This window comes from Kitasatospora sp. NPDC040550, from assembly GCF_055594965.1.
The window spans coordinates 281012-295697 of record NZ_JBVIWC010000007.1 but is presented as its reverse complement, the minus strand read 5'-3'; the positions used below and the strand labels follow the sequence as shown (position 1 = coordinate 295697).

The 14686-nt window shown below is 73.7% G+C and carries 11 protein-coding genes and 2 tRNA genes; 9 read left to right on the top strand and 4 right to left on the bottom strand.

Annotated features, from left to right (window positions below; all coding sequences use genetic code 11):
- Window positions 1-248: 248 nt before the first annotated feature.
- Window positions 249-1328: a TOMM precursor leader peptide-binding protein gene (locus tag ACZ58X_RS13710; RefSeq protein WP_470333872.1), complete on the bottom strand. Its 1080-nt coding sequence runs from the start codon at window positions 1326-1328 to the stop codon at window positions 249-251.
- Window positions 1329-1661: 333 nt separating this feature from the next.
- On the opposite strand from ACZ58X_RS13710, the gene ACZ58X_RS13705 reads away from it, so the two are divergent.
- Window positions 1662-2354 (top strand): M48 family metallopeptidase, encoded by a 693-nt coding sequence (locus ACZ58X_RS13705; protein WP_470333837.1) that lies wholly within the window; start codon window positions 1662-1664, stop codon window positions 2352-2354.
- 68 nt (window positions 2355-2422) lie between these two features.
- Here ACZ58X_RS13705 and ACZ58X_RS13700 read toward each other — a convergent pair whose 3' ends face one another.
- The gene (locus ACZ58X_RS13700; protein ID WP_470333836.1) at window positions 2423-3010 is read right to left on the bottom strand and encodes an NUDIX hydrolase; all 588 of its coding nucleotides are present in this window, start codon (window positions 3008-3010) and stop codon (window positions 2423-2425) included.
- Entirely contained in the window at window positions 3007-4557 is a 1551-nt protein-coding gene (locus ACZ58X_RS13695) for a zinc-dependent metalloprotease (protein ID WP_470333835.1), read from the bottom strand. The genes ACZ58X_RS13700 and ACZ58X_RS13695 overlap by 4 nt, the downstream gene beginning before the upstream one ends.
- A gap of 200 nt (window positions 4558-4757) precedes the next feature.
- Between ACZ58X_RS13695 and ACZ58X_RS13690 the strand changes: the two genes are divergently transcribed.
- From ACZ58X_RS13690 to ACZ58X_RS13675, 4 genes are all read left to right on the top strand, one after another.
- Complete coding sequence (locus tag ACZ58X_RS13690; RefSeq protein WP_188303064.1) at window positions 4758-5906, top strand: NAD-dependent epimerase/dehydratase family protein; 1149 nt, start codon at window positions 4758-4760, stop codon at window positions 5904-5906.
- Between the two features lie 193 nt (window positions 5907-6099).
- Complete coding sequence (locus tag ACZ58X_RS13685; RefSeq protein ID WP_470333834.1) at window positions 6100-6540, top strand: molybdenum cofactor biosynthesis protein MoaE; 441 nt, start codon at window positions 6100-6102, stop codon at window positions 6538-6540.
- Between the two features lie 246 nt (window positions 6541-6786).
- On the top strand, window positions 6787-6978 hold the full coding sequence (locus ACZ58X_RS13680; RefSeq protein WP_470333833.1) for a hypothetical protein: 192 nt from the start codon (window positions 6787-6789) through the stop codon (window positions 6976-6978).
- A 42-nt stretch (window positions 6979-7020) separates the two neighbouring features.
- On the top strand, window positions 7021-8133 hold the full coding sequence (locus ACZ58X_RS13675; protein WP_470333832.1) for a YlbL family protein: 1113 nt from the start codon (window positions 7021-7023) through the stop codon (window positions 8131-8133).
- A 30-nt stretch (window positions 8134-8163) separates the two neighbouring features.
- Here ACZ58X_RS13675 and ACZ58X_RS13670 read toward each other — a convergent pair whose 3' ends face one another.
- The gene (locus ACZ58X_RS13670) at window positions 8164-8736 is read right to left on the bottom strand and encodes a PPA1309 family protein (RefSeq protein WP_470333831.1); all 573 of its coding nucleotides are present in this window, start codon (window positions 8734-8736) and stop codon (window positions 8164-8166) included.
- Between the two features lie 212 nt (window positions 8737-8948).
- Here ACZ58X_RS13670 and ACZ58X_RS13665 point away from each other — a divergent pair, with 212 nt between their 5' ends.
- The 4 genes from ACZ58X_RS13665 to ACZ58X_RS13650 all read left to right on the top strand — a co-directional run bounded on the left by ACZ58X_RS13665 (window position 8949) and on the right by ACZ58X_RS13650 (window position 14675).
- A complete protein-coding gene (locus ACZ58X_RS13665) occupies window positions 8949-11963 on the top strand; it encodes a UPF0182 family membrane protein (RefSeq protein WP_470333871.1) in 3015 nt (1004 codons plus the stop codon).
- 66 nt (window positions 11964-12029) lie between these two features.
- A tRNA-Met gene (locus ACZ58X_RS13660) sits at window positions 12030-12103 on the top strand.
- 158 nt (window positions 12104-12261) lie between these two features.
- A tRNA-Met gene (locus ACZ58X_RS13655) sits at window positions 12262-12335 on the top strand.
- Window positions 12336-12701: 366 nt separating this feature from the next.
- Entirely contained in the window at window positions 12702-14675 is a 1974-nt protein-coding gene (locus ACZ58X_RS13650) for a tetratricopeptide repeat protein (protein ID WP_470333830.1), read from the top strand.
- The last annotated feature ends 11 nt before the right edge of the window (window positions 14676-14686 follow it).

Here is a 14686-nt window from a genome sequence, read left to right as displayed (position 1 = left end):
ACCTTCCCCCCCCCCCCCCCCCCCCCCCCCCCCCCCCCCCCCCCCCCCCCCCCCCCCCCCCCCCCCTCCCCCCCCCCCCCCCCCCCCCCACCCCCCCCCCGGGCCATGGGCTCACTTGGCCATGGGCTCACTTGGCCGGGCGTCTTGCCCGTGTCGGCCCCGGGCGTCGGGTCGGGTGGCTGCTGAGCCCCGCAGCCGCCCGGGCCCGTGCCCGGTGCGTTCCTCGTACCTCCTGTCCTCCTCGCGTCTCAGCCCGGCGGCAGCGGTTGCCACAGGCAGCCGCAGTCCGGGTGTCCTCGGAGCCGCAGGCGGCGGGGCATGCCGTCGCCCGCGGAGATCTCGCACCAGCCGTCGACGCTCGGCGGTCGGCCGCCGTCCAGGTACACCTGGACGTGCAGCGCCGCCAGTCCGGCGACGGCCGTGGCCAGCGCCGTGTCGCAGGCCGGGGTGCGGGCCCGGCCCGGGCCGTCGTCCGCCAGCTGGGCGAGGACCCGCGGCCAGGCGGTGTCCTCGTCCTCCCGGCGCAGTACCAGGCAGTGCCCGCAGGCCGACCGCCCGGGGATCACCAGCGGCCCGACGATGCCGAACTCCTCGACCACGCCCACGTACAGGTGCGGCACCCCGGCCCGGAGCAGCAGCCGAGCCTCGTACGTTCCGCCCGCGAAGGCGGCGCTGCCGTCCCGGGGTGCGAGGACCACGAAGTCGGGCGGTGGGTCGTCGCTCTTGGGGCGGGGCACCGGGGCCAGCGGGCGGCCGGTGGCGCGTTGCACCGCCTCCCGGGCGACCGTTGAGCGCAGCCGCCCGATGTCCGAAGGCGGCAGCCCGGCGGGGGAGCAGTCGTCGGGCCGGACCCGGCCGCTGTCGGCCACGGTGACGGTGCCGGCGCCGCCGGCGGCGAGCACGGCCGCCACGGCCGCGCCGACCCGGCCCGCGCCGCGCACCTCGATCCTGGCCCTGGCGCGCCGGACCAGGACGGCCGGTGCGGCGCCGGGCCCGGAGTGGACCAGGGAGAGCGAGGCGAGGTCGGGCCCGAGGACGTCCTGGTGGGGCCGGGGGAAGTGCGACAGCGCCCGGCCGGTCGCCTCCGCGTCGTCCAGCAGCCCGGTCTCCTCCAGTTCGCTCAGCAGGGTGTCGGTGGGCTCGCGGCCGAGCCCGATCCGTTCGCCGGCGGAGAGGAGCTCGGGTCGTTCGCGCGTCCCGTCGAGCAGGTCGAGGAACTCGCACAGCGTCTTGTCGGCGTTGCCGAGCACCCCGGCGAACCGGGTGACGGTACCGAACTGCAGGGTCTCGGAGTCCCGCCAGCTGCGGGACAGCGCGGGCTTGAGCATGAGGCGCACGGTGGTCTCCCTTCCGATCGTTTCCGGACGGCTGACCGCAGCATGCCCCATGGCGGCGGGGGCGTGCGGAAAGTTATCCACAGGACCGGGCGCATGATCAGACCATCTGTTCGCGAGCCCTGTGGATAACTGCCCATCCTTCCGGGCGTCGGTTTCCGGACACCCTCCGTCGGCCTTTCGTTCCCGATCGCTCCATGAAAGATTTCGGCCACGGCACCGGACTTCTGTCAGTGGTACCGGGTAACGTCGTGTGCCATGGCAGCCGAGCGGGACTCCCATCCACCGGCGTCGCGTCGGCGTGCCCGTGCAGCGTCCGGGTCGCAGATGGCGGCGCCGAGCACGCGCGGGCGCCCGGACGAGAAGCAGCGCGAGAAGCCGCACGACAAGCAGCAGGCGAGGCCGCAGTACCCGCCCGCCGGGGCGGTGCCCCCGGAGGCGCACGACCGCAGCCGGGTCGAGGTGCGGCGCAGCGCCCGGCGCAGCCGTACGGTCTCCGCCTACCGCGAGGGCGACCGCACCGTCGTGCTGATCCCGGCCCGGATGTCGCACGCCGAGGAGCAGCGTTGGGTCGCGCAGATGCTGGAGAAGCTCGCGGCCCAGGAGCGTCGGCGGATCCTCGGGGACGACGCCCTGATGTCACGGGCCCGGGAGCTGTCGGCGGCCTACCTGGAGGGTCGGGCCCAGCCGGTGCAGGTCCGCTGGGTGACCAACCAGAATTCGCGGTGGGGTTCGTGCACTCCCAGCGAGGGGACGATCCGGCTGTCGCACCGGCTGCAGGGCATGCCGGAGTACGTGCTGGACTACGTGCTGCTGCACGAGTTGGCGCACCTGCTGGTGCCGGACCACGGTCCGGCGTTCTGGGCGCTGCTGGAGGCCTATCCGCGGACGGAGCGGGCTCGCGGCTACTTGGAGGGTGTGGTGTCGGCGGCCCGGCTGCCGCACATTCCGGGGGCCCGGCACGGCGCGCCGGGTCCGGGGGAGGGTCCGGGGTCGGATCCGGGGGCTTCCTGCGGGTGAGGGTGGACGACGAGAGGGGGCGCGGACCGTAAGGTCCGCGCCCCCTCTTCGTGTCGCACTTCGGTCGGTCAGGCGGTGAGCCGCCGGGCCCGGGCGACGAGGTCGCGCACCGAGTGGTCGGTCAGCTCCGGCAGCCGGTCGTAGTCGAACCAGCGCAGGTCCAGCGACTCCTCGCTGATCAGCTCCTGGGCCCCGGCCGGGGCCAGCGCGATGTACTGGACGTCCAGGTGGGTGTTCTCCGGCTGGTCCTTGCCGGTGCAGCGGACCTGGTGGCGGTCCAGCTTGGCGGGGACGGGCACGCCGTCCTGCCGCAGCAGGGTGAGGTCGGGGATGCCGGACTCCTCGACGGCCTCGCGCAGGGCGGCGGAGGCGAGGTCGGCGTCGCCGGGCTCGCAGTGCCCGCCCATCTGCAGCCAGATGCCGACCTTGGGGTGCAGGGTGAGCAGCACTCGCCCGGCGGAGGGGTCGACGACCGCCGCGCTCGCGGTGATGTGGGCGGGCAGGCAGGACCGGTAGAGGCCCTCGGGCTGCTCGGCGAGGTGCGCGAGGTAGTCGAGGCGCAGCTGTTCCTGGTCCTGGTCGGCGGGCCGCCAGTCGGTCAGGGTGCGGACGGCGTCCGCGTGGAGGGTGGACGTGCCCGTCCCGGTGGCCGTCATGCGGTGGGCTCGCCCTTTCCGTCGGTGCCGTCCTGGTCGCCCTTCGGAGCGTCGCCCTTCGGCGATTCGCCCTGGGGCGGGTCGTTCTTGGTGAGGTCGGGCTTGCCGGCCGCGGCCTCGCCGAGCAGCTTGTCGAGGGCGTCGAAGTCGAAGCCGCCCTCCAGGTCGCCGCTGCCGCGGTGCACGAAGGCGTCCGGGTCGTCCAGGTCGGCGGCGGTGGGCAGCATGTCGGGGTGCTCCCAGAGCGCGTCGCGGCCCTCGACGCCGCGGGCGTCGGCGAGCAGCGCCCAGAGCCGGGCGGCGTCGCGCAGGCGGCGCGGGCGCAGTTCCAGGCCGACCAGGGTGGCGAAGGTCTGTTCGGCGGGCCCGCCGGCGGCGCGGCGGCGGCGGACGGTCTCGCGCAGCGCGCCGGCCTGCGGCAGGTGGGGTTCGGCGGCGGCGTGCACGACGGCGTCGACCCAGCCCTCGACCAGGGCGAGCGCGGTCTCCAGGCGGGCGAGCGCGGCCTTCTGCGCGGGGGTGTCCTCGGGCTGGAGGAGGCCGCCGGCCAGTGCCTCCTGGAGGGCCTCCGGGTTGCTCGGGTCGAGCTGGCCGACGAGTTCCTCCATGCGGGAGGTGTCGACCTTGATGCCCCGCGCGTAGGCCTCGACGGCGCCCAGCAGGTGGGCCCGCAGCCACGGGACGTGGGCGAAGAGGCGCTGGTGGGCGGCCTCGCGCAGGGCGAGGTAGAGCCGGACCTCGTCGGCGGGCACGTTCAGGCCCTCGCCGAACTCGGCGACGTTCTGCGGGAGCAGGGCGGCCTTGCCGGCCGGGGCGAGCGGCAGGCCGACGTCGGTGGAGCCGACGACCTCGCCGGCCAGGGCGCCGAGCGCCTGGCCGATCTGGGTGCCGAACATGGCGCCGCCCATGGAGCGCATCATGCCCATCAGCGGGCCGGCCATGGCCTGCATCTCCTCGGGCAGGACGCCGCCCATGGCGTTGCCGACCCGCTCGGCGACCGGGTCGACGAGGTCCTTCCAGACCGGGAGGGTGGCTTCGATCCACTCGGCGCGGCTCCAGGCGACGGCGGTGCCGGCGCCGGAGGGGAACTCGGTGACACCGTCGAGCCAGAGGTCGGCCAGGCGCACGGCCTCGACGACGGCGGAGCGTTCGGCGTCGCCGACCGAGCGGTCCTTGCTCTTGCCCTCGGCGGGTTCGGCGACGACGCTCTGCCGGGCGATGTTCTGGGCGAGTTCCCAGTTCACCGGGCCGCCCTCGAAGGAGAGCATCTGGCCGAGCTGCTGGAAGGCGGCACCGAGGTCGCCGGGGTTCAGGCCGCCGAACATGGCGGCGAAGGGGTTGTCGGCTCCGGCGCCGCCGGGGCCGCCCGGGGTGCCGGGCAGGCCGAACATCGCGCCGAAGGGGTTGCCGGTTCCGAAGCCGAACGGCTGGGCGCCGCCGGTGCCTTCCTGGCCCTGCTCCTTCTTCTTCTGCGCGTCGTCGGGCTTGGCCTTGCCGTCCTCGGGCTCCTCGGGGGGAACGCCGAATCCGAAGGGAAGGTCGCTCACGGGGTCCTCGATCCGGTCGGCCGTCATACGGGTGTGGCGGGCAGTGCGGTCCGCCCGGGTCTCCGGTGGAGCGGGGGACTCGTGGGCGGCTCCCGAGGGCCAGGCCCGCGCCGGGTGCACCGCCGGGCCTTCGCCTCGGGCAGGATGGACGTACGTGACACACGTCCGTACGCACATAAGCTAACCGTGGAGGATGGCCGGTGAGTTCCCCGCCTTCGGACGTTCGCTCTGGGCTGACCGCTGGAGAGGACGATCCGGACGCCACGGCGTCGCCGCCTCCAGCCTACGGCGGGCGGCCGTTGACCGTGGCCGTGACCGGTGCGGCGGGGGTGCTGGGCGAGCGGGTCGCCGCCCGGCTGGTGGCCTCCCCGCACGTGCGCAGGGTGCTGGCGGTGGACGACCGCCGCGGTGAGGTCCCGGGCGTGCAGTGGCGGGTCCTGGACGTGCGGGACCCTGCGGTGGCCGAGCGGCTGGCCGGGGTCGACGTGGTGGTGCACCTGGCGATGGACTTCGGCATGGAGTCCGATCCGCGGGCCCGCAGCGCCTACAACGTGCGCGGCGCCCAGACGGTGCTGACCGCGGCGGCGGCCGCCGGGGTGCACCGGGTGGTGCTGTGCACCTCCGCGATGGTCTACGGCGCGCTGGCCGACAACGAGGTGCCGCTGGCCGAGGACTCGGAGCTGCGGGCGACCGAGGAGGCCTCGCTGGTCGGGGACCTGCTGGAGATCGAGCGGCTGGCCCGGCGGGCGCCGCGCGCCCACCCGGGGCTGCAGGTGACGGTGCTGCGCCCGGCCGTGGTGGTGGGCCCCGGTGTGGACACCGTGCTGACCCGGCACTTCGAGGCGCCCCGGCTGCTGGTGGTGGCCGGTTCGCGCCCCTGCTGGCAGTTCTGTCACGTCGACGACCTGGCGGCGGCGCTGGAGTACGCGGCGCTGGGCCTGGTGGAGGGCGAGGTGACGGTCGGCTGCGACGGCTGGCTGGAGCAGGAGGACGTGGAGCGGCTGTCGGGGATCCGGCGGATGGAGCTGCCGGCGGCGCTGGCGCTCGGCACCGCGGCGCGGCTGCACCGGCTGGGGCTGACCCCGGCGCCGGCGGGCGACCTGGCGTACACGATGTACCCGTGGGTGGTGTCCGGGAGCAGGCTGCACGAGGCGGGCTGGCGTCCGGAGTTCACCAACGAGCAGGTGCTGGCCGAGCTGCTGGCGCAGGTGTCGGGCAAGCACGCGGTGGCGGGGCGCCGGCTGGGCGGCAAGGAGGCCGCGACCAGTCTGGGGGCGGCCGGGGCGACGGTGGCGCTGGTCGGTACGGCGGCGCTGGTGCGCCGGGCCCGCAAGCGGCGCCGCTTCTGAGCCGCCGCTTCTGAGCCGCTTCCGAGTCACCGCTTCCGAGTCGATGCTGTCGGGGTCCCGCTGCCGGGGCGCCGCCCGGAGGTGACGCTCGGAGGTGCCGCCCGCGGGCACTGGTTCTCACGATGCGAAATTTCGAAATCGTGATGCGGAAGACCCTTGCCCCGATCGGCCCCCGATGAGGAATCATGGGGTCATGTCCGAGAACCACGACCCCATCCGCCTGCTCGCCATCCGCGACACCCCGCTCTCGCTGGACGAGGTGTACGAGGCGGTCGGCGACGACGCGGCCGGCGGCACCACCGTCTTCGTCGGGACGGTCCGGGACCACGACGGCGGCAAGTCGGTCTCCGCGCTGGAGTACAGCTGCCACCCCACCGCCGAGGCGGAGATGCGCCGGATCGCCGAGAAGGTCGTCGCGGACTTCCCGGTACGGGCGCTCGCCGCGGTGCACCGGGTGGGCCGGCTGGAGATCACCGACAAGGCCGTGATCGTCGCCGTCTCCTGCGCCCACCGCGGTGAGGCCTTCGCGGCCGCCCGCCGGCTGATCGACGACCTCAAGCACGAGGTGCCGATCTGGAAGCACCAGGTCTTCGCCGACGGCGAGGAGGAGTGGGTCGGCGCCGGGAGCTGCTGACCGGGCTCCCGGTCCCGGGGCGGTGAGCGGCCGTCCGTCCGCGCGGGCGCGGTGCAACCGCCCGCACACGGAGCACGTCCTTCCGGGCAGGCGCGCCGCGGCCTCACCCGAACGGGTCCGGCCGGGGGCGCCGGATACTCCCTGGAAGTGAGCCGATCGGCCGTCCCGTAACCCGGATGGCGCCGGCCGCGTTGTCCGCCGGAGTGGTTAATCTGCTCATAGACCCGAGGAGCTGGGAGTACTGACATGGGTGCGCTCGCCTGGCTGATCATTCCGGTTGTCGCCGTCCTGGTCGCGGCCGCCTGGGCGGGGTGGGCCCAGCGGGCCCCGAGGGCCACCGGCGATCCGGCCTCGCTCGCCGAGCACCGGCGCTTCATGGCCGCGATGGAACGGACCACCGCGGGCTCGGCCGCCCCCGGGGAGCCCTCCGGCCGGTAGCCCGGCGGGCGCCGCGTCACGGGCGTCCCGTACTGTCGAGGCATGCCACGCCGCTCCGCGACGATGCTCGCTGCCACCCTGCTGCTCATAGCGCTGCTCTGCGTCTCGGTGCTGATGAAGGTGCCGTACACGGAGATGAGCCCGGGCCCGACGTACAACACGCTCGGCGAGCAGGGGGGCAAGCCGGTGATCACCATCACCGGCCACGACTCGTACCGGACGAGTGGTCACCTCAACATGACCACCGTCCAGGTCACCGGCGCCAAGTACGAGCCCAGCCTGGTCAATGCGGTGGTCGGCTGGATGCGGGACGACGTGCTGGTGGTGCCGCACGACAACGTCTACCCCAAGGGGCAGTCGGACGCCGACGCCAAGAAGCAGAACGCCGAGGAGTTCGCCTCCTCCGAGGACAGCGCCCGCACCGCCGCGCTCAAGCAGCTGGGCGTCCCGGTCGGCAACGAGCTGATCGTGAAGTCGGTCACCGCGGGGGCCCCGGCCGAGGGTCGGCTGCACGCGGGGGACCAGATCGTCGCGGTGGACGGCGCCGCCGTCGACTCGGTGGACCAGGTGGTCGCCGCCGTCACCAAGCACAAGCCCGGCGAGTCGGTGGTCTTCACCGTGGTGCCGCGGGCCAAGGACACCTCCGGCAACGGCTCCGCCACCCCGGGGACGAGGACCGACGTCACCGTGCCGACCGTCCGGGCGAAGGACCTCGACCCGAAGGCGCCGGCCGAGCGGGCCGAGCTCGCCGTGGTCGGCATCGGCACCGGGATCCGGCACACCTACCCGTTCCAGATCGACATCGGCCTGCAGGACGTCGGCGGCCCGAGCGCCGGGCTGATGTTCTCGCTCGGCATCGTCGACAAGCTCACCCCGGGCGGCGACCTCACCGGCGGCAAGTTCGTCGCGGGCACCGGCACCATCGACGACGACGGCAAGGTCGGCCCGATCGGCGGGATATCGATGAAGCTGATCGCCGCCCGGGACGCCGGGGCCGAGTACTTCTTCACCCCGGCCTCGAACTGCGCCGAGGCCACCAAGAACGTGCCGTCCGGGCTGACCCTGATCAAGACGGACACTCTGGACGGCGCGCTCAAGTCGCTGGAGCAGATCCGCTCCGGGCAGGCTTCGGCGCTGCCGTCCTGCCCCCGCTAGGCGGGGCCTCGGCGGGGGCGGGAGCGGGGGTCAGGAGAAGGTCGCCAGCAGCGCGTCGGTCAGGCCGGGCACCAGGTCCGGGCCGGTCAGCACCTCGCGGGCGACGTCCTTGGAGCGCAGCCGCAGGGCGATCTCCTTCTTGCCGTCGCGCAGCACCGCGGCGGTGATCCGCACCTCCTCGCGCTTGGGGTGGTTGGCCACCCACTCGGCGAGCTGGGCGTCGCTGGCACCGCGCGGGCGGGACTGCTCGGCGCCCGGCGGCAGCATCAGCCGCTCGACGACCAGGGCGCAGCCGGCCACCGCGTCGGGCCAGGCGATGGTGCCGAGGAACTTGTCGAGCTCCATGCCGGCCGGGAGTTCGTCCTGCTCGACCGGGGTGAGGCCGGGCTGGTCGCTGTCGGCGAGGCCGAGCTGCTTGGCGATGCGCGGGTCGGCCTTGCGCAGGGCGGCGCTGTCCACCAGGGCGAACAGCCGGGCCGGGAGGTCCCAGCCGAGGGTGGCGGCGTACTCGTCGATCTCCAGCGCGGCCCGGGTGAGGGGGGTGGCGGCGGGGAGCTTGGAGACGTCGTCGGGGGAGTTGTTCAGATCAGGCGCGTCGGACATGACTCAATCCTCACACGCCGGGCGGCGCCCGCTCGCCGGGGCGGCCCCGGGGGGCCGGGGGCGGGGTATCGGGGCGGGGCCGCGGGGGGTTGCGGGGGAACGGCGTCGTAACCGTCTGCTAACGATGGGAACTCGGTCGAAGACTGGTTAAGTTGCTCTGACGACCGACCGATTCCAGACGACACAGCTGAGGTGCCACCGTGGTATTCCAGATGCCGGAACGCTCAGGGCCGGGTTTCCGGCGGAGGGTGGGCCCGCCCTCCCGGCGGGCGCGGGTGGCCCTGCTGACCCTGGGCGTACTCGCGGTGCTGTTCCTGTTGTTCGTCATGTTCGCCGGGTTCTGGACGGACTGGCTGTGGTTCAGGTCGGTGCGCTACTCCTCGGTGTTCACCACCCAGCTGTGGACGAAGGTCGGGCTGTTCGGGGTCTTCGGCCTGCTGATGGCGGTGATCGTCGGCTTCAACGTGTGGCTGGCGCACCGGCTGCGGCCGCCGCTGTCGGCGATGTCGGTGGAGCAGCAGAGCCTGGACCGCTACCGGGCGGGCCTGGCGCCGTTCAAGCGCTGGGCGCTGATCGGGGTCTCGCTGGTGATCGGCCTGGTGGCGGGCGCGGCGGCGTCCGGCCAGTGGCGGACCTGGCTGATGTGGACGAACGCGACGTCCTTCGGTGAGAAGGACGCCCAGTTCGGCATGGACGTCTCGTTCTACGCCTTCGACCTGCCGTTCTACGAGTTCGTGCTGGGCTTCGCGTTCAGCGCGGTGATCGTCTCGCTGCTGACCTCGGCGCTGGTGCACTACCTGTACGGGGGGCTGCGGCTGCAGGGCCCGGGCCGCCGGGCGAGCGCGGGCGCGCAGGGGCACCTGGCGGTGCTGCTGGGCGTGTTCGTGCTGTTGAAGGCGGTGGCGTACTGGCTGGACCGGTACGCGCTGGCGGTGAAGACCGGCGCCTACAAGGGCGTCTCGGGCTGGACCGGCCTGCGCTACGTGGACGCCAACGCGTTCCTGCCGGCGAAGACGATCCTGTTCTTCGTCGCGATCATCTGCGCGGTGCTGTTCTTCCTGACCCCGATCCGCCGCACCTGGGCGCCGGCCCTGATCGGGCTGGGGCTGATGGTGCTGTCGGCGGTGCTGATCGGCGGGCTGTACCCGGCGATCGTGCAGCAGTTCCAGGTCAAGCCGAACGAGCAGGCCAAGGAGACGCCGTACATCCAGAAGAACATCGACGCGACCCGGCAGGCGTACGGGATCGCGGACGCGCAGACCACCCCGTACAGCCCGCAGGGTTCGACCACGGGTGACGCGTTGAAGCCGGACGCGCAGACCATCGCGGACGTGCGGCTGCTGGACCCGAACATCGTGTCGCAGACCTTCCAGTCGCTGGAGCAGCAGCGCAACTACTACGCGTTCCCGAGCACCCTCTCGGTGGACCGCTACAGCACGCCCACGGGCAAGCAGGACACCGTGATCGGCCTGCGCGAGCTGGACCTCAACGGGGTGCAGCGGAACTGGATCAACGACCACTTCAAGTACACCCACGGCTACGGCGCGGCGCTGGCCAAGGGCAACCAGGTCGACGACAAGGGCGGGCCGGTGTTCACCGAGTCCGGCCTGCCGGCCACGGGTGCGCTGGGCGACTACGAGCAGCGGATCTACTACGGCGAGAAGACGACGACGTACTCGATCGTCGGCGGCTCGAACAAGGAGATCGACTACACCGACGTCAAGACCGGTCAGAACGTGGAGTACACGTACACCGGTGACAGCGGTGTCTCGCTGGACAACCCGATCACCCGGGCCGCGTACGCGGTGCGCTTCGCCGAGCCGCAGATGCTGTACGCGGGGGCGATCACCGACGGCGCGAAGGTGATCTACAACCGGACGCCCAAGGAGCGGGTGGAGAAGGTCGCGCCGTGGCTGTCGATCGACGCCGACCCGTACCCGGTGGTGCAGGACGGCCACGTGGTGTGGGTCGTGGACGGCTACACCACCTCGGACGGCTTCCCGTTCTCGTCGAAGACGACGCTGGGCACGGCGACCAAGGACTCGCTGACCAACCAGCGCGGTGAGCTGCTGACCGCCGCCAACCAGGTCAACTACATCCGCAACTCGGTCAAGGCCACGGTGGACGCCTACACCGGCGAGGTGAAGCTCTACCAGTGGGACGAGAAGGACCCGGTCCTCAAGACCTGGATGAAGGCCTTCCCGGGCACGGTGGAGCCGAAGGCGGACATCCCGGCGACGCTGCTGCCGCACCTGCGCTACCCGCAGGACATGTTCAAGGTGCAGCGCGACCTGCTCGGCCAGTACCACGTGACGGACGCCAACTCCTTCTTCAACGGCAGTGACATCTGGCAGGTCCCGGTGGACCCGACCAGTGACACCAAGCAGGTCCAGCCGCCGTACTACGTGACGGTGCGGATGCCGGACGCCCAGGCCGCGAGCTTCTCGCTGACCAGCACCTTCGTGCCCAACCAGCGGCCGAACCTGGCGGCCTTCATGGCCGTCAACGCGGACCCCGGGGACGACTACGGGAAGATCCGCATCCTCAAGATGACCGGCGAGAGCGGCGCCCCCGGCCCCGGCCTGGTGCAGTCGAAGTTCAACTCCCGCCAGGAGGTGGCGAACCAGATCTTCGCGTTGAAGAGCGGCGGTGACACCGAGCTGGAGTACGGCAACCTGCTGACCCTGCCGGTGGGCGGCGGGCTGTTGAACGTCGAGCCGGTGTACGTGCGCGGACGCGGCGCCAAGTACCCGACGCTGCAGAAGGTCCTGGCGGTGTACGGGGACGACAACGTGGCGTTCGAGAACACCCTGGACGACGCGCTGCGCAAGCTGTTCGCCGGTCAGGCCCCGCCGGCCACGCCGGTGGCGCCGTCCAGCCAGGGCGGGGTGACGCCGGGCACCGGGACGTCCCCGGGCACCGGGACGACGCCCGGCGGCGGCAGCACGCCCACGCCGACGCCCACCGCGCCGGGCACCCCGGCGCCGGGCGGGACGATCTCGCCGGAGCTGCAGAAGGCGCTCGGGGACGCGGAGAAGGCGTACAACGACAGCCAGACCGCGTTCAAGAACGGCGACTGGGTGGCGTACGGCAACGCCCAGAAGGCGCTCGGCGACGCCTTGAAGGCGGCCGAGGCGGCCCGGGCGGGCGGCCAGGCGCCGGCGCCCCCGCCGGCGCCCCCGACGGCGACGCCGACCGGCTCGGGGGCGGCCAGTCCGCACCCGTAGTCCCCGCTGAGCTGCGGTGACCGTTTTTGGTTCCACCCCGCGTCCGTGCTACGGTTCTCTTACCGACGCGGGGTGGAGCAGCTCGGTAGCTCGCTGGGCTCATAACCCAGAGGTCGCAGGTTCAAATCCTGTCCCCGCTACTCAGTAGCAGGAAGCCCGGAGGATCATTCCTCCGGGCTTCTGTCGTTTCCGGGCTCCTGCCGTCCCGGGGGGCGGTGGCTGTGATGGCCGCGGTGGCCGGGGGTCAGGGCCGGTGGCGTCGGGCCCCGTCGAAACCGTGCTAAGGTTTGATCAACGACGCGGGGTGGAGCAGCTCGGTAGCTCGCTGGGCTCATAACCCAGAGGTCGCAGGTTCAAATCCTGTCCCCGCTACTCGGTGTCAGAGGCCCGGAGGATCATTCCTCCGGGCCTCTGTCGTACCCGGACGTTTCCGTCCGGAAGCGGCGGGAACCGCTCCGGTACTATCGACCGTCGCCAACGGGGACGGCACCGGGGTTTGTGGGGCGGGAGTGTCGGGAAATCGACAAAGCGCCGAAGCAATTTCGTCGGCTTCGGGTCTGCCCCACCCGAATTCGGCCGGGGCAGGTGTACGCGGGTAGCGGGTGATGCGACGATGGGACACATGGGGGACGGTGCACGGCCGCTGACGGGCCGTCCGGTCCGGCGCCTCTCCTGGGAGTCCCCCCGGCCGTCGGCCGGGGCACGATGCCGCGACACTCTGGGGGAGCGGGAGTCGGCATGAGGCTGATCGGCAAGTCAGGCACCAAGTCCGGTGCGGCCGTCGAGGCGGACACCGACGCCTGGGCGGAGAGCGCCGAGAGCCCCGAGAGCCGTCCCGGAGCCCTGCCCGCCCAGCGCACCAGCGGGCTGTCCGAGCGCCCCGCGGTCGGCGGCTCCGGGCCCGACAGCCTCGTGCACGTCTCCACCCGGCAGTTCTCCGCCGCGGTGGGCCCGTACGGGGCGGGCGGCGAGGAGGCACCGGCCGGCGCCGCGCTGGACCCGGCCGGGCTGGACCCGACCAGCTTCGAGACCGCGCTGGCCGCCCGGGAGTCCGCCGCCCTGGAGGCCCGGCACCGGCAGGCCGCCGACGACGGCGACCCGGACGCCGCGAGCCGCCTGGGCACCCTGCTGCTGCGCCGCGGCGACCTGGAGGACGCCGAGCCCTACCTGCGCGCCGCGGCGGCCGCCGGGGTGCGGGCCGCCGCCAACAACCTGGGCGTCCTGCTGCACCAGCAGGGCCACCGGGCCGAGGCCGGCCAGTGGTGGCGCCACGCGGCGGTGGCGGGCAGCGCCCCGGCCGCGCACGCGCTCGGGCTGCAGCTGCGCGACCAGGGCGAGGAGGAGGCCGCCGAGTACTGGCTGCACTACGCGGCCGACCACGGCCACCCGCTGGGCGCCTACGCCCTCGGTGATCTGATGGAGCACCGGCGCGACGTGCGGGCCGAGCGCTGGTTCAAGGTCTCCGCCGACGCCGGGCACCGCGAGGCCGCCTACCGGCTGGCCCGGATGCGCGAGGCCGCCGGGGACAAGGAGACCGCCGAGGCCTGGTACCGCACGGCCGCCGCCCGCAGCCACGCCCGGGCCGCGCTGCGCCTGGGCGTGCTGCTGGAGGAGCGGGCCCGCACCGACCGGGCGCTGTTGGAGGAGGCCGCCCGCTGGTACCGGCAGTCCGCGCAGAACGGGGAGCCGCGGGCCGCCTGCGCGCTCGGCTTCCTGCTGCGCGACTCCGGTGACGTCGCCGCCGCCGCCGAGTGGTGGCAGGAGGCCGCCGAGGCCGGTGACGGCAACGCCGCCAACGCGCTCGGCGCCCTGCACGCGAGCCGCGGCGAGGCCAAGGCCGCCGAGCACTGGTACCGCACCGCGCTGGACGCGGGCGACCACAACGGCGCCTTCAACCTCGGCCTGCTCTGCGCCGGCACCGGCCGCGACCAGCAGGCCGAGCAGTGGTACCGCCGGGCCGCGTACGCCGGGCACCGGGAGGCCTGCAACGCGCTGGCCGTGGTGCTGCTGCAGCGCGGCGACGAGTCCGGTGCCGAGCCGTGGTTCTCCAAGGCGGCCGAGGCCGGCAGCGTGGACGGCGCCTTCAACCTGGGCGTGCTGCACGCCGGGCGCGGCGAGGCGCGGCAGGCCCAGGAGTGGTACGCGCGGGCGGCGGCCGAGGGGCACGGCGAGGCGGCGCTGCAGCTGGCCGTCGCCCAGGAGCAGCGCGGCAACCTGTCCGGCGCGCTGGAGCGCTACCGGCAGGCGGCGGCCGGCGGTTCGGCGGAGGGCGCCTTCCGGCTGGCCTCGGTGCTGGACCGGCGGGGGGACGCGGACGCCGAGGCCGAGCACTGGTACGCGCTGGCGGCCGACGCCGGGCACCGCCGCGCCCAGGTGCGGATGGGGGTGCGGGCGGCCGAGCGCGGGGCGCTGGAGATCGCCGAGAGCTGGTACCGGCGGGCGGCCGAGGCGGGCAGCCGCAGTGCCGCGTTCAACCTGGGGCTGCTGCTGGCCCGGCAGGACAGCGAGGCGGAGGCGATGCTCTGGTACACCCGGGCCGCCGACGCCGGGCACGGGCGGGCGGCGCTGCGGCTGGCGCTGCTGGCGCTGCGCCGGGGCGAGCCGGTGCAGGCCGAGAACTGGTGCCGGCGGGCGATCGACTACGGGCCGGCCGAGGTCGCGGAGCGGGCCGGGCGGCTGCTGGGCGCGCTGCACGCCGAGCTGAGCGCGTAGGGCGCGCCCCG